This is a genomic window from Halomonas sp. SIMBA_159, from assembly GCF_046536035.1.
Lineage (GTDB): Bacteria > Pseudomonadota > Gammaproteobacteria > Pseudomonadales > Halomonadaceae > Vreelandella > Vreelandella venusta_A.
On sequence record NZ_JAWJBT010000002.1, the window covers coordinates 179,435 to 203,752 of the forward strand.

Genomic DNA, 24,318 nt, shown 5'->3' on the forward strand with positions numbered 1-24,318 from the left:
TCAGCGTTAGCCGATTTTAAACGGATTCAACCCATTGGCCTGCTGCATCATCATACGTTTGGCAAACGGCACTCGCTCGGCCAAATGCAGGCTGAGATCGCCCAGTTGGCGCAGCGGTTTTGCGCCGGTGAACAGGTGGTGGAAGCTGTCGGTGGCGGCAATCATCGCTTGGTTGGCGAGGCGGCGCTGGCATTCGAAGCGGTGCAGGCTGATGTGGTCGCCGGGGTCGCGGCCTTTGATGATCAGCTCGGCCAGGGTGTCGGCGTCGTGTAGGCCGATGTTCAACCCTTGCCCGGCGAGCGGGTGCACTACGTGGGCGGCGTCGCCAATTAGCGCGAGGCGTTTGCCGATGTAGCGCTTGGCGTGCTGGCGCTTAATCGGGAAGCTTGCCCGCGCCACAATACGGGTGAGCTTGCCCAGGCGTTTGGGGAAGGTGGTTTCAATGGCGTGCTGGAGCGCGTTGTCGGAGAGCTGTTCGCGGGCTTTGGTGGCTTCATCGCTGTCGTACCACACCAGCGAGGCGCGCTGGCCGGGCAGTGGCAGCATGGCAATCGGCCCTTTAGGCGTAAAGCACTGCCAGCTAACGTCCTGCTGTGGCAGCTCGGTCTCGACGTTAATAATCATCGCCCGCTGGTGGTAGTCGTAGCTGGTCACGCCAATGCCCGCCAGTTCACGTAGCGTAGAGCGTGCGCCGTCGGCCCCTACAATCAGCCGGGCGCTTAGGGTTTTGCCGTTATCCAGCTCTAGCATGCGGGCGGTGGTGGCTGCCATGGTGCTCAGCGGGGCGCACTGGGTATAGCAGGTCACGCTGGGAAGCGCTTCCAGGCGCTGCCACAGGGCGTACTGCAAAGCGCGGTTTTCGATAAAGATACCGAAGTCGTTCATGCCGCTCTCTTCGGCGGAGAACACGGAGTGGCCGGTGCCATCCTGATTCGCCACATCAATATGCCGGAACGGGCAGCAGCGCTCGCCGGGCAGTATCGCGCCGCTGGCTTTCACGAACGCCAGCGAACGGGCGTTGAGCGATGAAATACGTAGGTCGTAGTCGCCGCTGGCGGGTTTGGGGGCGCTGCCGCGCTCGACGAGCCCTACGGAAATGCCCGCCTGGCCTAGCCTTGCCGCCAGGGCCGCGCCCACCATGCCGCCACCGACAATAATAATCTCGTGATCCCACTGCATGAGAGGCTCCTTACTCCGCTATCGAGGGCACATTGCATGTGCTTATATTGTCATACAGTATCGTTGACTTGTCGCAGTATTGCCTAGGGTGATCCATTGACGCAGGCCGTGGAAAGTACAGAAAAACGCGAGAGCAGCCAGGTGGCCGGGGAAGCACTGGCCGCTTTTATCAAACGCCACCCCAAACTCTGGGTGATTACCGGGGCGGGGGTAAGTACCGACAGCGGGATTCCCGATTACCGCGATGCCGATGGCCAGTGGAAGCGCCCGCCACCGGTGCAGCACGGTGATTTCATGAGCTCCTTCGCCGTACGCCAGCGCTACTGGGCGCGGGCGCTGGTGGGCTTTAAAGCCATGCGCGAAGCCCAAGTGAGCGGGGCGCATCGGGCGCTGGCAGAGCTTGAGTACATGGGGCATGTGGAGCTGCTGGTGACACAAAACGTGGACCGCTTGCACCAGCGGGCGGGCTCGAAAAAGGTGATTGATCTTCACGGCAGGGCGGACGTGGTGGCCTGTATGGCGTGCGGCTATCAAATGATGCGTCACGCCATGCACAGTGAAATGGCGCGCATGAACCCAGCCTTTGCCGCGCTGGATGCCCGCCACGCGCCGGATGGCGATGCGGATCTGGAAACCGATTTCTCCACCTTTAAGGTGCTGGACTGCCCGCGCTGCAAGGGCATCCTCAAACCGCAGGTGGTCTACTACGGCGATGTGGTGCCCCCGGCGCGTCGGTTGGCTGCCCAAGCGGCGCTGCAGCAAGCCGATGCGGTGCTAGCAGTGGGTACGTCGTTGATGGTCTATTCCGGCTACCGCTTCTGCCGCGCTGCCCATGCCATGGGCCTACCCGTGGCATCGCTCTCTCTGGGTGTGACTCGCGCCGATGAGTTTTTGTCTCACCAGTGGCGCGCGCCGCTAACGCCGGTGCTGGAGCAGGCGGTGGCCTGCCTGAAGGGCGCTTAACGCGCTTTCGACACCCACGGGTTGCCCTCGCTCCATAGCCGCCAGGGGGCGTCGCGGTCGGCGGGTTGGGCGTAATCAATGCCGACTCTTGGGCCGCTGGCAATCGCGCTGGGCGGCTCGCCAGAGGTAATCCACAGCCCGTTCGCCTGATCGCCGTTTTGCGTCATATCGTGGCCGTAGAGGGCGTTATCGATACGCAGCGCACGGGTGAGTTTGCCGGGTCCGTTGCTCAGGTTGCGCCCCGCCACGCTGCGCCATGCGCGCATGGCAGGCTCGCCGATCACCGGCTCTACCGCTCGAATTAGTACCGCGCAGGGGTTGCCTTCCGGCTGGGTGACCACATTCAGCAGCCAGTGCATGCCGTACACCAAATAGACGTAGGCGTGGCCAGGTGGGCCAAACATCGCCTCGGTGCGCGGGGTTCTGCGCCGGTGGGCATGGCAGGCGGAATCTTCCGAGCCACGGTAGGCCTCGGTTTCCACAATGCGCGCGGCCATTAACTCGCCATCGAGCTGGCGCACTAGCCAGCAGCCCAGCAGGTCTCGGGCCACTTCCAGCGTATCGCGGTTGTAGAAGGCCTGGGGCAGGGGCGTGAGCGCCTCTTGCTCAATCGGTAACGTAACAGGGGTTAACGCGTCTCTATGCGGCATGCTATCGCCAATTACTTGAGTAAGCTGCTAGGGTATTCTGTAGGCCATTAATTGAAAAGCGGAGTTGCCCGTGCTGACCTTTGAACACCAGTTTGCCACGCTGCCAGAGCCCCTATGGGTGGCCTGCCAGCCTACGCCCGTGGCACAGCCCAGCCTGATCGCGTTTAACGATGCCCTGGCCGCGGAGCTAGGTATGCAAACCCAGCCCGACGACGTCACGCTGGCCCAGTGGTTCAGCGGTAACCAGCTGCCGCCGGGTGCCGAGCCTAAAGCGCTGGGTTACGCCGGGCACCAGTTCGGCAACTTCGTGCCGCAGCTAGGCGATGGCCGCGCGCTGCTGTTGGGCGAAGTGGTGGACCAGCAGGGCCTGCGCCGTGATGTGCAGCTAAAAGGAAGCGGCCGCACGCCGTTTTCTCGCGGTGGCGATGGCCGTTCGCCCCTTGGCCCGGTGCTGCGGGAATATCTGGTGAGTGAATTTATGGCCGCCGTGGGTGTGCCTACCACTCGCGCCTTGGCTGCCGTCGCTACGGGCGAGCGCGTGGTGCGCCAAATGGCCGAGCCGGGGGCCGTGCTTACCCGCGTAGCGAGCAGCCATATTCGCGTGGGTACATTCCAGTTTGCCGCCGTTCGCCGCGATGAAAGCGCGCTCAAAGCGCTGGCCGATCATGTGATTACCCGCCACTACCCAGAAGCGGCCAACGCTGACGATCCGTACCTTGCGCTGTTAGAAGCGGTGACCGCCCGCCAAGCGACGCTGGTGGCGCGTTGGATGAGCCTGGGCTTTATTCATGGCGTGATGAACACCGACAACTGCAGCATTGCCGGTGAGACCATCGATTACGGCCCCTGCGCCTTTATGGAACAGTTCGACCCACAGAAGGTGTACAGCTCTATTGACCAGGGCAGGCGCTACGCCTTCAACAATCAGCCGGGCATTGCCCAATGGAACCTGGCCCGCTTTGCCGAAACCTTGCTGCCGCTCATGCGGGAAGAGGGCGATGCCGTGGTAGAGCAGGCCACCGAAGTGCTTCGCGGTTTTACCTCCCGCTTTAGCGCCGAGCAGCGCCGCCTGCAAGCTAACAAGCTGGGCCTTGCCCCAGAAAGCGACCACGCCGCGCCGCTGATGGAAGCGCTGGAAATTCATATGCATCAAGGCCGCATGGATATGACCGCGACGTTCGACGCGCTAACGCACTATGCGCAAGCGCTGAGAAAGGACTCGTCAGCCCATTCCCACAAAGAGGCGCTGCTAGCGCTGACCACTCAGCCTGATGGCCTTACCGCTTGGCTGGCCGAGTGGGAAAACGCCCAGCAAGCGAGCCAGCAGAGTGAACGCCTAGAGGCCATGCGCCACGCCAACCCAGTGGTGATTCCCCGCAACCACCGCATTCAAGAGGTCATCGATGCGGCGGTAGAAGGCGATTTCGCGCCTTTCCACACGCTGCTCGCGGCGGTCACGCAGCCCTTTGATGAATCCGAAGAAGCGCGCCGCTTGGCCGCCCCGGCCACGGAAAGCGAACAGGTGTTGCGCACCTTTTGTGGTACGTGATTTAGACCGGCGAGTATGGGCGGAAAACCCGTAGCGGGGGTCTTTCGCCATGGATGGCGAAAGTAGCGTCCAGGGAGGGATTCACAGCGCCCCCGCCTAGGGTTTTGCTGCGCATCAGCGCTGTAGCACACCCTGTGATAAACTGTGCTTTTTTACAGGTAAGGGGGGAGGCAAGGTCGGCCTGTGCGCAAAATTATCCACTGCGACTGTGACTGCTTCTATGCGGCGGTAGAGATGCGCGATAACCCCGCGTTAACTGATATCCCCATTGCCATTGGCGGCAGTGTGGAGCAGCGCGGGGTGGTCGCCACCTGCAACTACCCTGCGCGCAAGTTTGGCATCCACTCCGCCATGCCCATGGCTCAGGCGCTCAAACGCTGCCCCCACCTCACGGTGATTCGTGGCGATATGGCGAAGTACAAAGATGTTGCCCGCCAGGTGTTTGCTATCTACCGAGATGTGACCGAACTGATCGAGCCGCTCTCGCTGGATGAAGCCTTTCTGGATGTTTCGGAGGTCACGCTCCACCACGGCAGCGCCACCCGTATGGCCGAAGCCATTCGCCATCGGGTGAAGCAGGAAGTGGGCATTACCGTCTCGGCGGGTGTGGCACCCAACAAGTTTCTCGCCAAGATTGCTAGTGACTGGCGCAAGCCCGATGGGCTGTTTGTCATCACGCCAGACGATATAGACGCCTTCGTGCAGCAGCTTCCGGTGAAAAAGATCCACGGCGTAGGGCCGCGCACCGCTGAAAAGCTGGCGGAGCTGGGCATTCAGACCGGCGCGGATCTGCGCGCACGGCCACTGACCGAGCTGGTGGAGCGCTTTGGCCGCTTTGGCCATCGCCTGCATGAACTCAGCCACGGGCGGGATGAGCGCCCGGTCAAAACTCACCGCGAGCGTAAATCAATCAGCACCGAGCTAACCTACTCTCAAGATTTACCCACCCTGGAAGCCTGCCGCCGCCAGCTCCCCGAGCTGATTAGCGATTTAGAACGCCGCTACGCTCGCCTAGACCCGGCACCCGCCGTGCGCGGGGTGATGGTGAAGGTCAAATTCAACGACTTCACCCAAACCACCGTCGAACACGCCGACCCTGCTCCTAACTTGGAACAGTTTGAAACCTTGCTTAACGTGGGCTGGGCAAGGGGCGAGCGCCCCGTGCGCCTGCTGGGTGTCGGCTACCGCTTGGCGGAAGAGACCGCTGCCCAGCAGCTCTCGCTGTTTTAATTAGCCTGTTAACCCTTGGGTGGATTGACGGGTTTCCGTGCTCGCGTTAAAACAGACGTATGATAGATAGCGCTTCTTCCCGTTAGCCTAACCGCGAGCCTGCTATGCCTGCCGATGCCATCCAACGCCCCCGTTTAGTGTTTGCCCATGCCAACGGCTTTCCCGGCTTGAGCTACCGCAGCCTGTTAGACCCGTTGGCAGAGTCGTTCGATTTACACCCGCTAGACCGCCTGGGCCACCACCCGGATTACCCGGTGAACCACAACTGGGGCAATTTGGTGGATGAACTGATTAGCTACCTCCCCGATACCGACGCGCCACTGCTGGGCGTCGGGCATTCGCTGGGCGGCACGCTGATGGCCATGGCCGCCGAGAAGCAGCCGGAGCGCTTTGGTGGCGTGATTATGCTCGACCCACCGCTGATGCTGGGGCCAGATGCCTGGGCCATGAAAGCGGCTAAGCGGTTTGGGCTGATGGACCGCATTACGCCAGCAGGTAAAACCAAAGGGCGGCGCAGCGTGTGGCCCAGCCGTGAAGCGATGGCGAACTCGCTACGGCGGCGGGGGCTGTTTCGTGGCTTTACCCCTGAGGCGCTCAACGACTACATTGAAGCAGGCACGCGGCTTTTAGATGACGGTAGCGCCGAGCTGACCTTTGACCCGCGCATCGAGCTGGAGATTTTCCGCCACTTACCGGATCACCTCTCCAACCTGCCGCAGCGCGTAGGCGTACCCATTCAACTGGTGGCAGGGCAGCAGTCGCACTTGATGACGCCTTCACGGCTCAAGCGCATCGCTCGTCGCGGGCTGCCGGTCAGCACGGTGCCCGGCACGCACATGTTCCCCATGGAGCACCCAGAAGAGACGCGCTCGGCGATACTGGCCGCGTGGCAGCAGTTTCAAACAGCGTAGCCTTAGAGGCGATGCAGCCATAGAGGCGATTAAGGAGACGATATGTATCTTTCCGTACAGCTGAGCTACTACCCGCTGGCCGATGATTTCAAGCCCGTGGTGAAAGAGGTGGTCAAACGTTTAGAGGCCACCGGGCTGGAGGTTCACCCCAACCGAATGAGCACCCAGGTATTTGGTGAGTTCGATGAGGTGATGGCGGCACTGAGCGACGTGATGAAGTGGTCGTTCGAGACCCACGGCAAAGCCGTGTTTACCGCTAACTTTTTAGAAGGTGACCGGCGGCCCCGGTAAATAACGCCATCACGCGTGTGATGTGCTTTATCGCGCTAAAAACGGCTCAATAACTTGCCCAGCGTTTCCATTCCCCGCTCGCTACGCTGGGTCCAAGGGTAGCCATAGCTCAAGCGAATGCAGTGGCGAAACTGTTGGGTCGCGGAGAAAATCGGCCCTGGCGCGAGGCTAACGCCATGGTCGAGTGCTGTGCGAAACAGCTGCAGCGAATCCACGTGTTCGGGAAACTCCACCCAAAGGAAATAACCGCCCGCAGGGCGCGTAATGCGCGTATGCGCTGGGAAGTAGCGATCTGCCGCTGCCAGCATACTGGTTTGCTGGGCTTCTAAGGCATGGCGAAGCTTGCGCATATGGCGGTCGTAGCCACCGTGTTGTAAATAGTCAGCAATGGCGGCCTGGGCGGGGATAGAGGGGGAAATGGTGGTCATTAGTTTTAGCCGCGAGATCTCCTGGGCATAACGGCCGCCCGCTACCCAACCCACCCGATAGCCGGGTGCCAAGCACTTCGAGAAAGAGCTGCAGTGAATCACCAAGCCTTCATCATCAAAGGCCTTAACGGGAGCGGGCGGCGTGCTGCCAAAATAGAGCTCGGCATACACGTCATCCTCTAGCATGGGCACTTGGTGCTGCTTTAATAATTGGTAAAGCACCTGCTTGCGCTCGTTGCTTAGGCTGGCGCCGATGGGGTTCTGCAGATGGCTCATAAACCAGCAGGCTTTGATGGGCAGCGTCGCTAATCGCTCTGCCAGCACTTCTAGGTCAATCCCTTCCCGGGGGTGAACCGGAATTTCCACCGCGCGTAGTTTGAGCCGCTCCAGCACCTGCAGGCTGGCATAAAAAGCAGGCGACTCAACTGCTACCAAGTCCCCCGGCTGGGTCACGCACTGTAGGGCTAGATTGAGCGCCTCCATTGCGCCATTGGTAATCACCAGTTCGTCCATCGGCAGTTGAATGCCGCCCAGCATGTAGCGCAGAGCAATCTGCCGGCACAGGTCGGTATGTCCGGTGGTCATATCGGCCACTACCTGTTGGGGCGAAAGCGCCCGCAAGCCGCGTGTCATGCTGATACTCAAGCGAGAGAGTGGAAACAGCTCAGGGCTAGGGAAGGCCGAGCCAAAGGGCACCGTTTGATCATCCTGCAGTGAGTCCAGCACCGAAAACACCAGCTCGCTGACCTTCACTTCCGCTGGGTCGGTGGGTTGTAGCGTGACGCGGGGTTCGTTGGTCAATCGCCGCGCATGTTCACGAACAAAGTAGCCCGAGCGCGCCCGAGCGCTGATCAGCCCCTGGTTTTCCAGTAAGTAGTACGCCTGAAACACCGTCGAGGGGCTAATGCCGTGATGGCGGCTCGCTTGGCGCACTGACGGAATGCGCTCGCCTGGGCCCAGTACGCCTTGGCGAATCAGCGCGGCTATTTCATCGGCAAACTGTTCATAGCGTTTCATGGCATAAACTCGCTGGTGCTTGGCGCGGGTGCTTAGTGGGATCAACAGACTCGATACTCTCAATCAAAAGCATATCAAAACTGATATGGCTTTTTTCTCTAAAACTGCATCTGTTTTAGTGATTGGCTGGGAGGGCATAGTAGCGGCTCATTCGGTGACGCCCCTCGACCGTATAGATCGCCACTCCCTCTTTTCTGGATATCGGTATGACGCAACGCATTCCACTGCAAGACCTAACCACCGATGCAGCCGTTGAACACCATTCGCCTCAGGCGAAACCTACGGGTCGCTCGCCCTCTAAATCGGGGCATATCTATGTGCGAGAAATACAGGGCTTTTTTCAGCGCATAAGGCGTTATTCCAACTGGCTGCTGATAGCGCTTTATGTGGGCTTGCCATGGATTCAGTGGGGTGACCGCCCCATGGTGTGGTTTGACCTCTCTGCCCAGGAGTTTCATCTCTTTGCTGCGACGTTTTATCCCCAAGACTTTATTCTACTGACCTGGATTCTGGTGCTGTGCGCGTTTGGTCTATTTTTGATCACGGTGGCGGCGGGGCGAGTGTGGTGTGGCTATAGCTGCCCGCAAAGCGTATGGACGTTTTTGTTTATTTGGTTCGAGCACCGCCTGGAGGGGCCACGGCACCGTCGGATACGCCGCGACAACGCATCTAACACGCTGGGGTCGTTATGGCGAAAAGGCGCTAAACATACCGCTTGGCTACTGATCGCATTGGTAACGGGCGTCACCTTCGTGGGCTATTTTACGCCGGTGGGTGAGCTCGTGAGGGATCTACTCAGTCTCGAGGCGCATCCTTGGGCGCTGTTCTGGATCGGCTTTTTTACCCTGTTTACCTACCTGAACGCTGGCTGGTTGCGCCATCAGGTGTGCCTGCATATGTGCCCCTATTCACGCTTTCAGTCGGCCATGTTTGATAGCCATACGCTGATTGTTTCTTACGACCCCGCCCGTGGTGAGCCGCGTCGTGGCCACCGAAAAGAGGTTGCGGAAGCGGCTGCTGGGGACTGTATTGATTGCGAACTGTGCGTTCAGGTGTGCCCCACAGGGATCGATATTCGTGATGGCCTGCAGTATGAGTGTATTGGCTGTGCGGCGTGTATTGATGCCTGCGATAGCGTGATGGCGCGTATCGATAAGCCGCTGGGTTTGATTCGCTACACCACCGAGCGCGCGCTAGAGGGCAAACCTACGCGGTTTTGGCGTCCTCAGCTGTTGGCCTATACGGTGGCGCTGCTTTCTATGGTGGTTTTGTTGATCAGTTTTTTGAATGCCCGGGTGCCTATTGATGTAGACATTGCCCGAGATCGTCAGGCGCTGTTTGAAAGCACGGCCGAGGGGCGCATTATCAACTACTACACCGTGACGCTGCGCAATCAAGATACGAAGGAGCACCAGTACGCCTTGTCCGCTACCGGCTTGCCCGGCCTGCGTTTACAAGGTGCCAGCACATTCGTCTTGGCCGCTAATGAAACGAGGCAGTTACGCGTGGCGCTCAATGCTGACGCGTCAGCGCTGACCCAGCCGAGTCACCCGGTGGTGCTGCATATCACTGCGTTAGATGAGCCTTCAATCTCCTCTAGCATTGAAACGCGGTTTTTAAGCACTACGCGCTATTAAATGTCATGCATGATCTTCGTCGTGTAAGAAAAAAAACGCCGCCCAATAGGGCGGCGTTGTGGTTGGTGCAGAGCGCTTAGATCAGCGATTCCAGGCAGGATTCGATGATATCCAGGCCTTCGTTCAGCACGTCGTCTTCGATGGTGACCGGCATCAGGAAGCGGATGGTGTTGCCGTACATACCGCACGAGAGCAGGATCAGGCCCTCTTCGCGGGCTTTTTTGCACAGCGCTGCCGCCAGTTCCGGGTTCGGCGTGCGGTCGGTTTTGTTGTTGACCAGCTCAAATGCTGCCATTGCGCCCATGTTGCGCACGTGGTCGATGCAATCAAACTTGCCTTGCCACTCGTTGAAGCGGGCTGCCAGTTTTTCGCCCAGCGCCTGGCTCTTCTCGAGGATGTTTTCCTCTTCGAAGATTTCCATCACGGCCAGCGCCGCCGCACAGGCGGTGGGGCTGCCGGTGTAGGTGCCGCCCAGTGAGTTCGGGCCAGAGGCGTCCATCACTTTATCTGTGCCCACGATGGCAGAGATCGGCATGCCGTCGGCCATACTCTTGGCCATGGTCATCATGTCCGGCTCTACGCCACTGTGCTCAATGGCAAACATCTTACCGGTACGGCCAAAGCCAGACTGCACTTCGTCGATGATCATCAGCATGCCGTGCTCATCGCAAATTTCGCGAATCTTCTTCAGGAAGCTGGTCGGTGCGGGGTAGAAGCCACCTTCACCCAGTACTGGCTCAAGAATGATCGCTGCGGTGTCTTTCGGGTTGGCATCGGTTTTCAGCGTCATCTTCAGGCCGCGAATGGCTTCGTCTTCGCTGACACCGTGGTAAGGAACCGGGTAGGGGGCGCGGAATACGGTGCCCGGCATCGGGCCGAAATCGGTTTGGTAAGGCGCAACCTTGCCGTTCATCGCCATGGTGTAGAAAGTACGGCCGTGGTAGCCGCCGTCAAAGCAGATCACGTTAGAACGGCCGGTGGCGGCACGGGCAATCTTTACCGCGTTTTCCAGCGCTTCGGCACCGGAGTTGGCCAGCATGACTTTGGCATGACCACGCACGGGAACGATGTGGCTCAGCTTTTCAGCCACTTTGACGTAGCCTTCGTAGGGCATGACCGTTTGGCAGGTGTGCATCACCTTATCCAACTGGGCTTTCACAGCGGCCACAACTTTCGGGTGACGATGCCCTACGTTTAAGACGCCGATGCCGCCAGCGAAGTCGATAAAGCGGTTGCCGTCGGCGTCCCAGATCTCAGCGTTTTCGGCGCGGTCCGCAAAGGCGGTGGCGGGGCTTGCAGCGCCCGCGGCGACGTATTTCTGCTTTAGTTCGTTTAGCTCGGCATTGCTCATGACTCAGCTCCTTCAAGGATAGGTGTTGCTTTAGCATAGTGCGCAATAGCGTTGATCACACTGATGACGATGCGATGACAATTTGGTTGCGCCCTGCCTGTTTAGCCTGATACATCGCTTTATCAGCGCGATCAAGCATTCGAGTACTCGACGCTTCAATGTAACATGCGATGCCTGCTGATAGCGTCACGGTCAGCTCATGTTCGGTATAAGGCGTTTGCTCGACCTTTTGGCGAATACGTTCCATAGCGGTATACGCCGAATCGGCATCTACTTCCGGCATGATGACCAGAAACTCTTCGCCCCCCAAGCGTACTTGGAAGTCGGTTTCCCGCAGCTGTTGATTGACGACCCGAGTTAGCTCTTGCAGCACGCTGTCGCCAGTGCTGTGGCCGTAGGTGTCGTTGATGTTCTTAAAATCATCCAGATCGAACAGCACGATACTCAGCTGATTACCGTAGCGGCGGCAGCGTTCAAGGGCTTCTTCCAGCTTGGTAAGCCCCTGGCGACGGTTGAGCAGCCCAGTAAGTTCATCGTGATGAGCGAGATACTCAAGGCGCTCGTTGGCCTGTTTCAAGCGCTCTTCGAGCTGCTTACGCTGGGTAATATCGACAATAAAGGTGACCTTGCGCGAGGCGGCGTCGTCGCCCTCGATGCGGGCAGCTTCGGCGATGATCGTGCGGGTTTCGCCGTTTTTACAGCGTACTTCCCACTCCTGGCGCAGCTCATGGGTTTCATCCCCTTGGATGAACTCATCGTGTAGCTGGCGCATTTGGGCGCGGTACGCCTCGGGCACCACCAGCGTAAAGTGCTGGCCAATCAACTCTTCTTCGCGGTAGCCATAGAATTGGCAGTAGGCAGGATTGACCATCTCGAAATGCCCGTGAGGGTCGGTAATGCAGATACCCAGTGGTGCGGTCTTAATCACGTTCTCCGTATTGCGCTTGGAACGGTTTACCAACTGATAAAGATGGTCCGTGCTCATGCTTGTCATTCAGCTCTCCGTGCTTAGCTGGGCCTCTGACCGCAACGCTTCTAGCAGTGGTGTTAATTCAGTGCCCAGTTTGCCAATCGCGGGCTTGGCGTAATAGAAACCCTGCTGGCGAGTAATCCCCGCCCGCGCAAGCCACAGGGCTTCAGCGCGAGTTTCTACTCCTTCGGCAATCAGCGTCATGTCGAGTTCGGCGGCGAGCAGAATAATGGCGTTGAGTAGTGCCTGGCGACGAGGATCGTGGTCGCACTGCATGACCAGCTCGCGGTCGATTTTCAGCTTGTCCGGGGCGAGGTCGGTGAGCAGATCCAGGTTGGCGTAGCCGTTCCCAAAATCATCGAGTGCTGTTTTAAAGCCCATGGTGCGGTAGGCGTCGATGATATTGCACAGGTGCTGTCGGTCGCGTACCCGCTCGGTTTCGGTAATCTCGAAGATTAGCTTGTCCATTGGCCAGCCTACCCGCTGGGAAACTTCCAGGGTGGCCTGAATACACGCTTCTGGCTCGTAGACGGCGTTAGGCAGGAAGTTAATGGAAAGATCCGTTTCCATGCCCAGCTCACTGGCAAGCTCGATGGCTTTGACCCGGCAAGCTTGGTCAAAGCGGTAGAGCAGCTCATCAGTGACCTGAGAGATCACGCTCCAGGCAGACTCGCCGTTGACGCCCCGCACCAGCGCTTCATGGGTCACTACGCGGGCCAGCGCGACATCTACGATGGGTTGGAACGCCATGGTGAACTCAAAGGGGAGCTCTCCTTCACAGCGTTTACACGTGCCGTTCACCCGTGCGCAGTTACCCATAACGTCTCCTGAAGTGTTTGATCGCTGCTGCCTAGCGGCGGGGAATGCCTTTGAGTGTCGTATAAATACGTAACCATTTATAAACACGTGCTGACTATGAAAAAGCGTGAGTACGTTAGCTTTTTCTAAAGAAATAGTATGACTGCAATAACTGTCAGTCTAGCGCTTTGAGGATTGCCTGTATAGGTTTTGTACAGAAAGGTTGGGAGCTGTTCAAGCACGCTTAGCCAACAAAAAAAACGCCCTTCAGAGCGTTTTAAGAGAAGTGCGTGCTAATCGTAAGTGGCTAAATAATGCCTGCCTGGCGTAATGCTAAGCGCTGTTCATCGGTGATGCCGATGGCATCCAGCACGCTGTCGGTGTGCTCGCCGAGGGTCGGCGGTGCGGTTTGGGCACTGATGGATTCGCCGTTAATGCGAATCGGGTTCGCCACTAAGTGCACTTCCCCTGCTTGGCGATGGGGCAGCGTCTGCTTCAGGCCGCGAGCTTTCACGTGGGGGTCGTCAAAGACGCGATCCAGCGTATTAATCGGCCCGCAGGGCACGCCTACCGTTTCAAATGCCGAGAGCCAGGTGTCGGTTGGCTGCGCGGCGAGGGCGAGCTCCAGTAGCGGCACCAAAACGTCACGATGCTGTACTCGACTGCCGTTGGTCGCAAAGCGCTCATCTGAGGCAAGCTGGGGTTGATCAATGACCTGGCAGAAGCGCTTGAACTGCTCGTCGTTGCCCACCGCCACAATCATATGGCCATCCGCCGTGGCAAACGCTTGGTAGGGCACGATATTAGGATGGGCGTTGCCCAACCGCTGAGGCACCTGACCGGAGGTCAGATAGTTAAGCGCCTGGTTCGCCAGCACGCCTACTTGAACATCCATCAGTGCCAAATCAATGTGGCAGCCTTCGCCGGTGTCGCGGCGCTGGTAGAGCGCTGCCAGCACTGCGTTGGCCGCATACAAACCGGTAAAGATATCGGTAAACGCCACGCCGCTTTTGACCGGGCCGCCGCCGGGTTCGCCGTCCGGCTTGCCAGTCAGGCTCATAATGCCGCCCATGGCCTGAATCATAAAGTCGTAGCCCGCCCGGTGGGCGTAGGGGCTTTCCTGGCCAAAGCCGGTAATCGAGCAGTAGATAATGCCGGGGTTGAGCGCCTTTAAACTGGCGTAATCTAGGCCGTACTTCTTTAGCCCGCCGACTTTGAAGTTCTCCAGCACCACATCCGACTGAGCGGCAAGCTGTTTGATCAGCGCCTGGCCTTCGGGCTTGGCCATATCTACCGTCACCGAGCGCTTACCGCGATTGGCGCACAGGTAGTACGCTGATTCCGTGCTGCCGGAGAGCCACGGAGGCCCCCAGTGGCGCGTGTCATCACCGCTTTGGGGGCGCTCGATTTTGATCACCTCGGCACCCATGTCGGCTAGCATCTGCCCGCACCAGGGGCCTGCCAGTACCCGAGAGATATCGAGTACTTTAATGCCTGCTAGTGGCTTCGCGGCTGTGCTCATCGGGTGCCTCGTTGCTGGTGATCGATTCGTTGGTATGCGTTAGTCGGTATGGATTAGAAGAAGGACTGAATGCCGGTTTGCGCGCGGCCCAGAATCAGGGCGTGCACATCGTGGGTACCTTCATAGGTATTCACGGACTCCAGGTTCACCATGTGACGAATCACGCCGTACTCGTCAGACACGCCGTTACCGCCGTGCATGTCGCGGGAAACGCGGGCGATATCCAGCGCTTTACCGCAGTTGTTGCGCTTGATCAGCGAGATCATTTCCGGCGCCCAGTTGCCGCTGTCCATCAGGCGACCCACCTGCAGGGCGGCTTGAAGGCCTAGGGTGATCTCCGTCTGCATATCGGCCAGCTTCTTCTGGATGAGCTGGTTGGCGGCGAGCGGGCGGCCAAACTGCTTGCGATCCAGAGTGTATTGGCGGGCGGCGTGCCAGCAGAATTCGGCGGTGCCCATCACGCCCCAGGCAATGCCGTAGCGGGCTTTGTTCAAGCAGCCGAAGGGGCCTTTCAGGCCGCTAACGTTAGGCAGCAGGTTCTCTTCGGGAACGAAGGCGCTGTCCAGCACGATCTCGCCGGTGATAGAGGCGCGCAGCGATACTTTGCCTTCGATTTTGGGCGTGGAAAAGCCTTCGGTGCCGCGCTCAACAATAAAGCCTTTAATCTGGTTATCGTGGGCGGCGGATTTCGCCCATACCACGGCAATATTGGCAATCGGGCTGTTGGTGATCCACATTTTCGCGCCGGTCAGGCGGTAGCCGCCATCCACTTTTTCCGCACGGGTGATCATGGAGCCCGGGTCGGAGCCGTGGTCGGGTTCGGTCAGGCCAAAGCAGCCGACCATCTCGCCGCTGGCAAGCTTGGGCAGGTACTTATGCTTCTGCTCTTCAGAGCCGTAGGCTTCAATGGGGTACATCACCAGCGACGACTGCACGCTCATGGCAGAACGGTAGCCGGAATCGACACGCTCTACTTCGCGGGCAATCAGGCCGTAGGCCACGTGATTCACGCCTGCACCGCCGTACTCCGGGGAAACCGTCGCGCCTAACAGGCCTAGTTCACCCATCTCCGACATGATGTCGCGGTCAAAACGCTCTTCACGAAACGCGCTGAGCACGCGTGGCTGCAGGTTTTCCTGGCAGTAGTCGTGAGCCGCATCGCGGATCTGGCGCTCTTCGTCGGTGAGCTGGCTTTCCAGCAGTAGCGGGTCGTCCCAGTTAAAGCGTGTCATGGCGTGAACTCCGAATAGTGATCTTGTTGAGCCCAATGTATCGCCGTTATTTAAAAATATCTACATTTTTTTAAAACGCAGAATTTAACGGATGCCTCGCGCTTGAAGTACCCGAGTAATGATTGGCACCGGCGTCATTAGGTGGTCACGCATCAGGTTGGCGGCTTGCTCAGCATTTCGCGCCAGAATCACGTCGACCAGGGCGGCATGCTCTTGGCGTTTGGTGTCAAGGGCTTGGGGCGACATGACGGTCTCTTGCAGCCATAAGTGGCGGTAGCGCTCTACCTGATCAAACAGGGTGTCGCGCATTTGCAGCAGATGGGGCGAGTTACAGCCACTGGCGATGGCGGTGTGAAATGCTTTGTGGCGTAAATCCCAGCCGTCCAGCAATTCATCGGGGGAGCTAACCTCGGTTACCTTGGCTAAGCGGTGGGCGGTAGCCAGCACGTTGGCTTCCCAATCGTCATCGCCGCGCTCGATCGCTAAGCGCAAAATTAGCCCTTCTAACTGGGCGCGGGCATCGTAGATATCGTTCAGTTCGGCCAGCGACATCGCCGCCACCCGATAGCCGCGCTGGCTAATCGCTACCACTAAGCGGTCAGCCACCAGTTGAGAAAGCGCTTCGCGCAGCGGCCCCGTGCTCACTCCGTAATACTCTTTTAAGCGGCTCATTAAGAGCTTTTCTTCAGGCGCGTAGCGGCCGCGAATGATGTCGTGCTTAAGCGCGTGGTAGGCGCTAATCGCGAGGTTTTGGCGCGGCGCATCGTGCTCCATAAGAACTCCTTAGACCAACGTGTTAGACCAATGTAGGGGCGTGGCGATCAACGTGAATTAACGGCTATTATCAATAAATTTTGAAAATTTGGCACAGGTAACGACATTCATGTGGGATTTCATCATTGTGGGCGGCGGTATTTTGGGCTTCTCCACCGCTATGCAGCTGCAACAGGCCTATCCGGATAAGCGCCTGCTGGTGGTTGAGAAAGAGTCGGGGGCGGCCCAGCATCAAACTGGCCACAACAGCGGGGTGATTCACGCGGGGGTGTACTACACGCCGGGCAGCCTGAAAGCGAAGTTTTGCCTGGAAGGCAACCGCGCCACGCGTGAGTTTTGCGACCAGCACAACGTGCGCTACGACATTTGCGGCAAATTGCTGGTAGCCACCAATGACCTTGAAAAGCAGCGTATGGAGGCATTGTGGGAGCGCACCGCCGCCAACGGGCTGGAGCGGGAGTGGCTGGAAGCCGATGCACTCAAAGAGCGCGAGCCTAATATCACCGGCGTGGCGGGCATTTTCGTGCCCTCCAGCGGCATCGTGAACTATGCCGAGGTGACCCGCGCCATGGCGGCGGAGTTTACACGCCTCGGCGGTGAGATCCGCTTTAACCACTGCGTGACCGGCCTTGAAGAGCGCGCCGATGAAGTGGTGGTGACAACTCAGCAGGAAACGTTTACCGGCCGCTATCTGGTCTCTTGTTCTGGCCTGATGGCGGATCGGGTGATTCGTATGCTGGGCAAAGACCCGGGCTTTACGATCTGCCCCTTTCGCGGCGAATACTACCTGCTGCCCGAGCGCCACAACCAGATCGTCAACCACCTGATTTACCCCATTCCTGATCCCGCCATGCCGTTCTTGGGCGTTCATTTAACGCGCATGATTGATGGCACGGTGACCGTTGGCCCTAACGCAGTGCTGGCGCTGAAGCGCGAGGGTTACCGTAAGCAGGATATGTCGTTAAGCGATATGGGTCAGATGTTCACCCATCCCGGTATTTTGAAAGTGTTAGGTAAGCATTTAAAACCAGGGCTGTTTGAGATGAAAAACTCGCTTTATAAGCGCGGTTATCTTGAGCTGGTGCGCAAGTACTGCCCCAGCTTAACGCTTCAAGATTTAACGCCTTATCCAGCGGGGGTGCGCGCTCAGGCGGTCTCCAACGACGGCAAACTGGTGGATGATTTTCTGTTTGTGAATACCAAACGTACGGTGAACGTGGGCAATGCCCCGTCGCCTGCGGCGACCTCGGCGCTGCCGATTGGTGCCCATATAGTGGAGCAGGTCAACACCTTGGTGAACTAAGCTGAGAGCGTGGCTTGTATTAGCATCCCACGCACTAGCCGTGCTAACTTCTTGGCACCGCCCCGGGCAGCCGTAATGGCGAGCCGGGGCTGGGGCTTCACACCTCCTTTACGTCAACCATACCTATAAGTCCAAGCAGGACGGAGGAAACGCTCATGCGAACTCTAAAATATACCGTAGCTGCATCCATGTTAGCCGTGGCGCTGCCTGCCAGCGCACAGCAGCTCTCGATTGCCACCGGTGGCACCGGCGGGGTGTACTACCCCATCGGCGGCGGCTTTGCTGAAATGATCAACAACCACATCGAAGGCGCTCAGGCGACCGCCGAAGTAACCGGTGCATCTGTTGAGAATATGGGCCTGATCATGCGCGGCGATGCCGATATGGCGCTGGCTCTGGCCGATACGGTCTACCAAGCCTACACCGGTACCGGCGATTTCGAAGGCCGCCAAATTGAGAACACCCGCGCGCTGGCGTCTGTGTATCCCAATGCTGTTCAGCTCGTCACCCTGGCGGAGTCTGACATTCAGAGCATTGCGGACCTAGCCGGTAAGCGTGTCTCTGTAGGCGCACCGGGTAGCGGCACCGAGCTAAACGCCCGTGCCCTGCTGGAAGCCAACGGCGTCAGCTACGAAGATTTCACTCCTCAGCGCCTGAACTTCAACGAAACCGCCGATGCGATTCGTGATGGCGATATCGATGCCGGTTTCTGGAGCGTTGGGCCGCCCACCAGCTCTATTCTGAACCTTGCTGCTACCCGCGATATCCGCCTGATTGGCCTGTCGGATGAAGAAATTGCCAACGCCCAGGCGGAGGAAGCAGTATTCGCTCCTTACGAACTGGCCGCAGGCATGTACGACGGCATGGATGAAGCGGTTCAGACCATTGGTATTCCCAACGTACTGGTTGTGAACTCTGATATGGATGAAGAGCTGGCCTACCAATTGACTCAACTGCTGTTTGAAAACACCGATGAGCTGATTGCTGTTCACCCGGCGGCTAACGACACCACCATTGAATTCACCATGGACTCAACGCCTGTACCGCTGCACCCAGGTGCGGTTCGCTACTTTGAAGAAGTTGGTGCCGAGATTCCGGACCGTCTGCGTCCGTAATTGACCAAGGAGCACGGCCATGCAGTGGCAGCGATTGCTGATGGCGCTCTTAGTGGTAAGTGGTTTGTACGCCGAAGCGGGGGTTACCCCCGCTTCGGCGGCTGCGTCTATGCGCTTAACGGTGGTGACCGAGCAGGGCGAAACGCTAGTGGATGCAGCCGCGCCTGACGGCAGCCGCTGGTGCATCCAGTGGCAGCACTCTGTGGAACATTTCACGGTGTTGGATTGTTACCGCAACGCAGGCGGCACGATGCAGCTAGAGCGTAGCCATCAACCGGATTTTGCCGCAGGGCTTGGGCATATTTACGGGCGTGGTGAGCAGGTATCCGACGGTGAGGGCGGGTACTGGATCAATGCGATTAACGAGCCGGTTGCCAACAACCGCTACGTGCTGCGGGTGGGGTCAACGGCAGTTAATCATCGCGTGGTATGGCCGTCTCACGAGCATATCACGGTAAGTTTGAGTGAGCGCGCTGCCGGGCAACGCGTCACTATTGCGCTGTCTGCATCCTAAGCATCAACCGCTACTCTTTATCACTAAGCGCTTATCTCATTACGGTTTCATAAAAATTAAGTGGGTATTAAACCCCCTAAGTTAGCTAACGCTTCCGAGGACTTCATGAACGAATCCACGCCACCACCGGTTGTCATGCCGGGCGGTAATGCGATTCAACCCCGCTTCGTTTTATGGTGTATCACCATCGTGGCGGTGGGGCTTTCGTTATTCCAACTCTATTCAGCGGGCATCCAGCCGTTGGGTCTGTTTTACCAGCGCAGTATTCACCTGGCGCTGATTATGCTGTTGGCTTTTTTAATGTTCCCTGCCTTTGGGCCCAACCGTAAACGCGGTGTGTTGGGGTGGGGGATTGATCTGATCTTTTTTGCCGGGGCGCTCATTACCGGTGGCTACTTAGTCTTCAACCTGGATGCAATTTTCAGCCGCGCCGGGTTCTGGAACGAGACCGATATTCTGGTTGCCTGTATTGCCACGGTGACCGTGCTGGAAGCCAGCCGCCGTGCGGTGGGTTTCGGTATGACGGTGATTGGCCTGTTGGCCATTATCTACGCCTTTGCTGGCCCACGGGGTGAGTTGCCCTGGCTGGGTGAGTGGATGCCCGGGATTATGGAGCACCGTGGGTATAGCCTTGACCGCGTAGCGGGCCAGCTTTACCTGGGCCAAGAAGGCATCTTCGGTCTGCCGCTGGGGGTTGCTGCCACCTATATCTTTATTTTCGTGCTGTTTGGCGCGTTTCTGGAAAGTACCGGCGCGGGTAAGTTCTTTATTGATATGGCGTATGCCGCCACTGGTCGCCAGCGTGGTGGCCCAGCTAAAGCCGCTGTATTGGCCTCAGCGGGCATGGGGTCTATTTCGGGCAGTGCCATTGCTAACGTGGTGACTACCGGTGCTTTCACTATTCCGCTGATGAAGAAGCTGGGCTACCAGCCAAAACAGGCGGGTGGCATTGAAGCGGCAGCCTCTACCGGTGGGCAAATTATGCCGCCGCTGATGGGCGCAGGCGCGTTTTTGATTGCGGAATACACCAATACGCCGTACCTGGAAATTGTCAAAATCAGTATTTTGCCGGCGATCATGTACTTTGCGACGGTCTATCTGTTCGTGCACATCATTGCCTTGAAGCAGGGCATGCAGGGCTTGCCGAAAAGCGAGCTGCCGCAGATGCGTCAGGTCATGAAAGATGGCTGGCACTTTCTGCTACCGCTAGCGGTGTTGGTCTGGCTGCTCGCCATGAGCATGTCGCCCATGCGGGTGGGTTACTACGCCGTGGTGACCATGGTGACAGTGGCGGTGCTGCGCTACGCACTGTGGTACTTCTTTGTGGCACCGAAGCAGGGCCAGCCGGTAACCGCTGAACGCACCAAGTCGGTGATTTGGGCGGGGCTGGTGAAGCTGGTGCAAGGCTTAGAGCTGGGCGCGCGCAATGCGGTGGCGGTCTCTATGGCCTGTGCGGTAGCGGGCATTATCGTTGGGGTGGTAGGCCTAACCGGACTGGGTCTGAAATTCTCCTCCATGATGTTGGCGTTCTCCGGCGGTAACCTGGTGCTGGCGCTATTGATGGTGCTGTTAGCGAGCCTGATTCTGGGGATGGGCCTGCCAGTGACCGCGAGCTACATCGTCCTCATCGTACTGGTTGGCCCGGCGTTGACCGCTGAGTTTGGCGTGCCGCTGTTGATTGCTCACTTGGTGGTGTTCTGGTACTCCCAGGACTCCAACGTGACGCCACCGATTGCCTTGGCAGGGTTTGCCGGGGCTGCGATTGCAGGCAGTAAACCCATGGAGACGGGCTTCCAGGCGTGGAAGTTTGCCAAAGGACTCTACCTGATTCCGCTGTTTATGGTCTTCAACCCAGAGATCATTATTGGCGGGCCGGTGCTGGTGGTGGCCTGGAACGCGGTCATTGCTTTGCTCGCGCTCTGTGCGTTTGCTGCATCTTTGGAGGGCTACCTGTTTACGCGCATGTCTTGGCTGCCGCGCTTGGCCATTGGCGGCGCGATTTTTGGGGTGTTCTACCCAAACCTCTGGACAGAAATTGCCGGGGTCGTGGTGATGACGGTTGTCATTGCCGCCAACTGGCAGGCCAGCAAGCGTGAGGCGGCGCCCATCGTGGGGTAATCTCGTGGTGTTAGCGTAAAAGCCGCTGCATAAAAAAGCCCGGAAACCTAAGGTTTCCGGGCTTTTGCGTAAGTGGCTAGCCCGTAGGCTAGCCGGTTGTTAGTGAATTAGAAGATTGACTCTGCGGTGCCTGAGCCTTGAGAGCCGCTGGCCTCTTCAAGCTCTTGGCTAATACGGCGTGTTTGGAAGTCAGGTAGGTGATCCTGATGGAACAGCTCAGAAATACCGCCTGACTGGTCATCGTGCAGGCGACGGCCAGTCTCCGGGTCAACGCGGGCGGTCACAATCGTGGCGGGGCGCTCTGGAAGTGCCGACGGAGTGCCCGCGAGCGAGTCGCCCATAAACTCAATCCAGATCGGCAGCGCCGCATTAGCGCCGTACTCGGCAATCGTGTCGTTGCTGTCTTTACCCACCCATACCGTGGTGACAAGGTTGCTATTAAAGCCTGCAAACCATGCATCACGCTGGCTGTTGGTGGTGCCGGTTTTACCCACGATGTCATCACGGTTCAGGCTCAGCGCCGCGCGGCCCGTACCCGAGGTGATAACGTCGCGCAGCATATCGCGCAGGATGTACACCGCAGCCGCGTCTGCAACGCGAGAGGCCACCGGATAGGTTTTGCCATCGATCTCGACGGTCTCCTGACCTGCAGCACAGCTTACACAGGCTACCTGCGGAGTGGCTTCATCGATAAGCTCGTTATCATCATCGCGGGTGACGCGCTCGATAAACCAAGGCGCGACCTGGAAGCCGCCGTTGGCGATCACCGCGTAAGCGTTGGTCATTTCCATTGGCGTGAGGCTGGCGCTACCCAATGCCAACGAGAGGCCGCGGGGCAGTCGCTCAGAAGCGAAACCAAAACCTTCCAGATACTCAATAGTGTGATCTAGCCCCATGGTTTGCAGTACGCGAATGGTCACTAGGTTGCGCGAGCGTGCCAGGGCCGGGCGCAGGCGCATCGGGCCTTGGAAATCACGGCTAGAGTTCACCGGGCGCCACAGTGCGTTACTACCGTCATCCAGTACAACCGGTGCGTCGTTGACCACGCTGGCGGCGTTCATTTCGCCATCTTGCAGCGCGGCAAGGTAGATGAAGGGCTTGAAGATCGAGCCAGACTGACGCTGGGCCTGAACGGCACGGTTGAACTTACTGGCGTTGAAGTCGAACCCGCCCTGCAGCGCCAAAATAGCACCGGTGCGCGGGTCTTGAGCGACCAGAGAACCCTCGGCATCCGGACGCTGAGAGAGGCGCAGCGTGCCGTCGTCAGCTTCGATGACGCGAATCATATCGCCGCGTTCGGCAATTTGTGCCGCGCTGCTGGGCTCGGCTCCGCGGCTACGCGGGCTTAAATAGGGTCGTGCCCAGCTTAAGCCGCTCCAGGCAATGGTTTGCAGCTCGCCGCCACGGGTCAGCACCTGCATTTCACGGCCGCTGCTCTCTACCACAATGGCGGGCTGCAGCAGGCCATAGTTAGGCGTGCGCTCAAGTACCTGTAGCCAATTACTAACATCGCCTTCAACACCGTCCACTTCCGTTTGGCTGCGCTGGGCGGCTTGACGGGCGGTTTCGCGGATTTCAGGCGACTCGGACAGCTCCTCTTCCAGGCCCTGAGTGTTGGTTTGCTCTTGGGCTTCTAGCAGGCTTGGAGCGATATCCTCTTGCTCGGCACCGCGCCAGCCGTGGCGCAGGTCATAGGCAATCAGGCCGTTGGCCAACGCTTGGCGAGCAAAGGGCTGCAGCTCGCTGTCGATGGTGGTGTAAATACGGTAGCCGCCGGTGTAGGCGGTATCGCCGAAGCGCTCAATCGCATACTGGCGGGCCATCTCTGCCACGTAGGCCGCATCCACTTCGGTTTGGGTGTAGTGACGACGGGCAGTCACCGGCGCCTGCACGGCATTTTGATACGTGTCGTTGTCGATATAGCCCAGCTCGCGCATGCGGAACAGGATCCAGTTACGGCGGATCAGCGAGCGCTCAGAGTTGGCCAGCGGGTTGAACGCCGAGGGCGCTTTGGGCAGCCCGGCAATCATGGCGGTTTCAGCGAGGCTCAGCTCGGCCAGCGGCTTGTCGTAATAGGTCTCGGCCGCAGCGGCGATGCCGTAGGCGCGGTTGCCCAGAAAGATTTTGTTGACGTATAGCTCGAAGATTTCCTCTTTATTGAGGATTTTCTCCATTTGCAGGGCCAGCAGAATCTCACGGATTTTCCGCGTAAAGGTCTGGTCCAGGGTCAGCATGTAGTTACGCGCGACCTGCATGGTGATGGTAGAACCACCCGACTGAATGGTGCCGCCGCTCTGTACCAGCTCGACCATCGCGCGTGCCAAGCCGCGTGGGTCGACGCCTGCGTGGTCAAAATAGCTGGCATCTTCCGCAGCAATCAGCGCATTGATCATATCCTGGGGGATATCGTCAAAATCAATGGCCATGCGGCGCTCTTCGCCGAACTCACCGATCAGCTTGCCGTCGTTGGTGAAAATACGCAGCGGCGTGTGCAGTTCAAAATCCTGCAGTTGGCGAACGTCGGGCAGTCCCGGCGAGAAGTAGATAGCGGCACCAATCACCGCCAGTATGATCGCGCCTGAGAGCGCAACAACCAGCGAAAATAGTGACAGCACAAGAGTTCGTAAAAACGTCATGAACAGTGGGCACCCGTGAAAAGAAGAGTAGGTATGGTGGTGTAACCGCCATAGCGCGCAATTGGCTGCCATTATAGGAAGGGGAGGCAGCGGCCACCAGTGTTGATATGACGTAGAGGCATTGGCGTGT

The 24,318-nt window shown here is 58.5% G+C and carries 20 protein-coding genes; 10 read left to right on the plus strand and 10 right to left on the minus strand.

Features of this window, described 5'->3' with window-relative positions; translation table 11 throughout:
* Nucleotides 1-6: 6 nt before the first annotated feature.
* Nucleotides 7-1,179, minus strand: coding sequence for a UbiH/UbiF/VisC/COQ6 family ubiquinone biosynthesis hydroxylase (locus tag R0J87_RS02105; RefSeq protein ID WP_498884052.1), 1,173 nt, complete (start codon nt 1,177-1,179; stop codon nt 7-9).
* Nucleotides 1,180-1,275: 96 nt separating this feature from the next.
* On the opposite strand from R0J87_RS02105, the gene R0J87_RS02110 reads away from it, so the two are divergent.
* Nucleotides 1,276-2,142, plus strand: coding sequence for an NAD-dependent protein deacetylase (locus tag R0J87_RS02110; protein WP_498884054.1), 867 nt, complete (start codon nt 1,276-1,278; stop codon nt 2,140-2,142).
* On the opposite strand, the gene R0J87_RS02115 is transcribed toward R0J87_RS02110, so the two are convergent.
* Nucleotides 2,139-2,792, minus strand: a complete 654-nt coding sequence (locus tag R0J87_RS02115; protein ID WP_498884056.1) for a DNA-3-methyladenine glycosylase — start codon at nt 2,790-2,792, stop codon at nt 2,139-2,141. The two genes, R0J87_RS02110 and R0J87_RS02115, sit on opposite strands and share 4 nt — an antisense overlap.
* 70 nt (nt 2,793-2,862) lie before the next feature.
* On the opposite strand from R0J87_RS02115, the gene R0J87_RS02120 reads away from it, so the two are divergent.
* The 4 genes from R0J87_RS02120 (at nt 2,863) to R0J87_RS02135 (ending at nt 6,773) form a co-directional block, all read left to right on the plus strand.
* Nucleotides 2,863-4,341, plus strand: a complete 1,479-nt coding sequence (locus R0J87_RS02120) for a protein adenylyltransferase SelO (RefSeq protein ID WP_498884058.1) — start codon at nt 2,863-2,865, stop codon at nt 4,339-4,341.
* Between the two features lie 183 nt (nt 4,342-4,524).
* Nucleotides 4,525-5,571 (plus strand): DNA polymerase IV, encoded by a 1,047-nt coding sequence (gene dinB, locus R0J87_RS02125; RefSeq protein ID WP_404344846.1) that lies wholly within the window; start codon nt 4,525-4,527, stop codon nt 5,569-5,571.
* 104 nt (nt 5,572-5,675) lie between these two features.
* Nucleotides 5,676-6,482, plus strand: a complete 807-nt coding sequence (locus R0J87_RS02130) for an alpha/beta fold hydrolase (RefSeq protein ID WP_498884060.1) — start codon at nt 5,676-5,678, stop codon at nt 6,480-6,482.
* Nucleotides 6,483-6,524: 42 nt separating this feature from the next.
* A complete protein-coding gene (locus R0J87_RS02135) occupies nt 6,525-6,773 on the plus strand; it encodes a YkoF family thiamine/hydroxymethylpyrimidine-binding protein (protein ID WP_008958845.1) in 249 nt (82 codons plus the stop codon).
* Nucleotides 6,774-6,808: 35 nt separating this feature from the next.
* Here the strand turns inward: R0J87_RS02135 and mapR are convergent, their stop codons facing one another.
* A complete protein-coding gene (mapR, locus tag R0J87_RS02140; RefSeq protein WP_498884063.1) occupies nt 6,809-8,218 on the minus strand; it encodes a GntR family transcriptional regulator MpaR in 1,410 nt (469 codons plus the stop codon).
* 206 nt (nt 8,219-8,424) lie between these two features.
* Here mapR and ccoG point away from each other — a divergent pair, with 206 nt between their 5' ends.
* The gene (gene ccoG / locus R0J87_RS02145) at nt 8,425-9,855 is read left to right on the plus strand and encodes a cytochrome c oxidase accessory protein CcoG (protein WP_498884065.1); all 1,431 of its coding nucleotides are present in this window, start codon (nt 8,425-8,427) and stop codon (nt 9,853-9,855) included.
* Nucleotides 9,856-9,931: 76 nt separating this feature from the next.
* Here the strand turns inward: ccoG and gabT are convergent, their stop codons facing one another.
* The 6 genes from gabT to csiR form a co-directional block, all read right to left on the minus strand.
* Entirely contained in the window at nt 9,932-11,206 is a 1,275-nt protein-coding gene (gene gabT, locus R0J87_RS02150; RefSeq protein WP_039180144.1) for a 4-aminobutyrate--2-oxoglutarate transaminase, read from the minus strand.
* A 55-nt stretch (nt 11,207-11,261) separates the two neighbouring features.
* Nucleotides 11,262-12,200, minus strand: a complete 939-nt coding sequence (locus R0J87_RS02155; protein WP_404465246.1) for a GGDEF domain-containing protein — start codon at nt 12,198-12,200, stop codon at nt 11,262-11,264.
* Nucleotides 12,201-12,995, minus strand: coding sequence for an EAL domain-containing protein (locus R0J87_RS02160; protein ID WP_498884068.1), 795 nt, complete (start codon nt 12,993-12,995; stop codon nt 12,201-12,203).
* Nucleotides 12,996-13,281: 286 nt separating this feature from the next.
* Entirely contained in the window at nt 13,282-14,496 is a 1,215-nt protein-coding gene (locus R0J87_RS02165) for a CaiB/BaiF CoA transferase family protein (protein WP_404344854.1), read from the minus strand.
* Nucleotides 14,497-14,549: 53 nt separating this feature from the next.
* Complete coding sequence (locus R0J87_RS02170) at nt 14,550-15,728, minus strand: acyl-CoA dehydrogenase (protein WP_498884070.1); 1,179 nt, start codon at nt 15,726-15,728, stop codon at nt 14,550-14,552.
* 84 nt (nt 15,729-15,812) lie between these two features.
* On the minus strand, nt 15,813-16,502 hold the full coding sequence (gene csiR, locus R0J87_RS02175; protein ID WP_498884072.1) for a DNA-binding transcriptional regulator CsiR: 690 nt from the start codon (nt 16,500-16,502) through the stop codon (nt 15,813-15,815).
* Between the two features lie 109 nt (nt 16,503-16,611).
* On the opposite strand from csiR, the gene lhgO reads away from it, so the two are divergent.
* The 4 genes from lhgO (at nt 16,612) to R0J87_RS02195 (ending at nt 21,552) form a co-directional block, all read left to right on the plus strand.
* Nucleotides 16,612-17,805 (plus strand): L-2-hydroxyglutarate oxidase, encoded by a 1,194-nt coding sequence (gene lhgO / locus R0J87_RS02180; protein ID WP_498884074.1) that lies wholly within the window; start codon nt 16,612-16,614, stop codon nt 17,803-17,805.
* 155 nt (nt 17,806-17,960) lie between these two features.
* Complete coding sequence (locus R0J87_RS02185) at nt 17,961-18,920, plus strand: TAXI family TRAP transporter solute-binding subunit (RefSeq protein WP_498884076.1); 960 nt, start codon at nt 17,961-17,963, stop codon at nt 18,918-18,920.
* A 19-nt stretch (nt 18,921-18,939) separates the two neighbouring features.
* On the plus strand, nt 18,940-19,434 hold the full coding sequence (locus tag R0J87_RS02190; RefSeq protein ID WP_498884078.1) for a DUF1850 domain-containing protein: 495 nt from the start codon (nt 18,940-18,942) through the stop codon (nt 19,432-19,434).
* A gap of 105 nt (nt 19,435-19,539) precedes the next feature.
* On the plus strand, nt 19,540-21,552 hold the full coding sequence (locus tag R0J87_RS02195; RefSeq protein ID WP_498884080.1) for a TRAP transporter permease: 2,013 nt from the start codon (nt 19,540-19,542) through the stop codon (nt 21,550-21,552).
* Between the two features lie 107 nt (nt 21,553-21,659).
* Here R0J87_RS02195 and R0J87_RS02200 read toward each other — a convergent pair whose 3' ends face one another.
* A complete protein-coding gene (locus R0J87_RS02200; RefSeq protein WP_498884082.1) occupies nt 21,660-24,188 on the minus strand; it encodes a penicillin-binding protein 1A in 2,529 nt (842 codons plus the stop codon).
* Nucleotides 24,189-24,318 lie beyond the last annotated feature (130 nt).

Excerpts from the sequence above, each read along its gene's own strand:
- gabT (WP_039180144.1), bottom strand. The coding sequence starts at position 11,206 with ATGAGCAATGCCGAGCTAAACGAACTAAAGCAGAAATACGTCGCCGCG.
- mapR (WP_498884063.1), bottom strand. The coding sequence starts at position 8,218 with ATGAAACGCTATGAACAGTTTGCCGATGAAATAGCCGCGCTGATTCGC.
- R0J87_RS02195 (WP_498884080.1), top strand. The coding sequence starts at position 19,540 with ATGAACGAATCCACGCCACCACCGGTTGTCATGCCGGGCGGTAATGCG.
- R0J87_RS02130 (WP_498884060.1), top strand. The coding sequence starts at position 5,676 with ATGCCTGCCGATGCCATCCAACGCCCCCGTTTAGTGTTTGCCCATGCC.
- R0J87_RS02200 (WP_498884082.1), bottom strand. The coding sequence starts at position 24,188 with ATGACGTTTTTACGAACTCTTGTGCTGTCACTATTTTCGCTGGTTGTT.
- R0J87_RS02170 (WP_498884070.1), bottom strand. The coding sequence starts at position 15,728 with ATGACACGCTTTAACTGGGACGACCCGCTACTGCTGGAAAGCCAGCTC.
- R0J87_RS02155 (WP_404465246.1), bottom strand. The coding sequence starts at position 12,200 with ATGACAAGCATGAGCACGGACCATCTTTATCAGTTGGTAAACCGTTCC.
- lhgO (WP_498884074.1), top strand. The coding sequence starts at position 16,612 with ATGTGGGATTTCATCATTGTGGGCGGCGGTATTTTGGGCTTCTCCACC.
- R0J87_RS02165 (WP_404344854.1), bottom strand. The coding sequence starts at position 14,496 with ATGAGCACAGCCGCGAAGCCACTAGCAGGCATTAAAGTACTCGATATC.
- R0J87_RS02135 (WP_008958845.1), top strand. The coding sequence starts at position 6,525 with ATGTATCTTTCCGTACAGCTGAGCTACTACCCGCTGGCCGATGATTTC.
- csiR (WP_498884072.1), bottom strand. The coding sequence starts at position 16,502 with ATGGAGCACGATGCGCCGCGCCAAAACCTCGCGATTAGCGCCTACCAC.
- R0J87_RS02105 (WP_498884052.1), bottom strand. The coding sequence starts at position 1,179 with ATGCAGTGGGATCACGAGATTATTATTGTCGGTGGCGGCATGGTGGGC.
- R0J87_RS02185 (WP_498884076.1), top strand. The coding sequence starts at position 17,961 with ATGCGAACTCTAAAATATACCGTAGCTGCATCCATGTTAGCCGTGGCG.
- R0J87_RS02190 (WP_498884078.1), top strand. The coding sequence starts at position 18,940 with ATGCAGTGGCAGCGATTGCTGATGGCGCTCTTAGTGGTAAGTGGTTTG.
- ccoG (WP_498884065.1), top strand. The coding sequence starts at position 8,425 with ATGACGCAACGCATTCCACTGCAAGACCTAACCACCGATGCAGCCGTT.
- R0J87_RS02160 (WP_498884068.1), bottom strand. The coding sequence starts at position 12,995 with ATGGGTAACTGCGCACGGGTGAACGGCACGTGTAAACGCTGTGAAGGA.
- R0J87_RS02115 (WP_498884056.1), bottom strand. The coding sequence starts at position 2,792 with ATGCCGCATAGAGACGCGTTAACCCCTGTTACGTTACCGATTGAGCAA.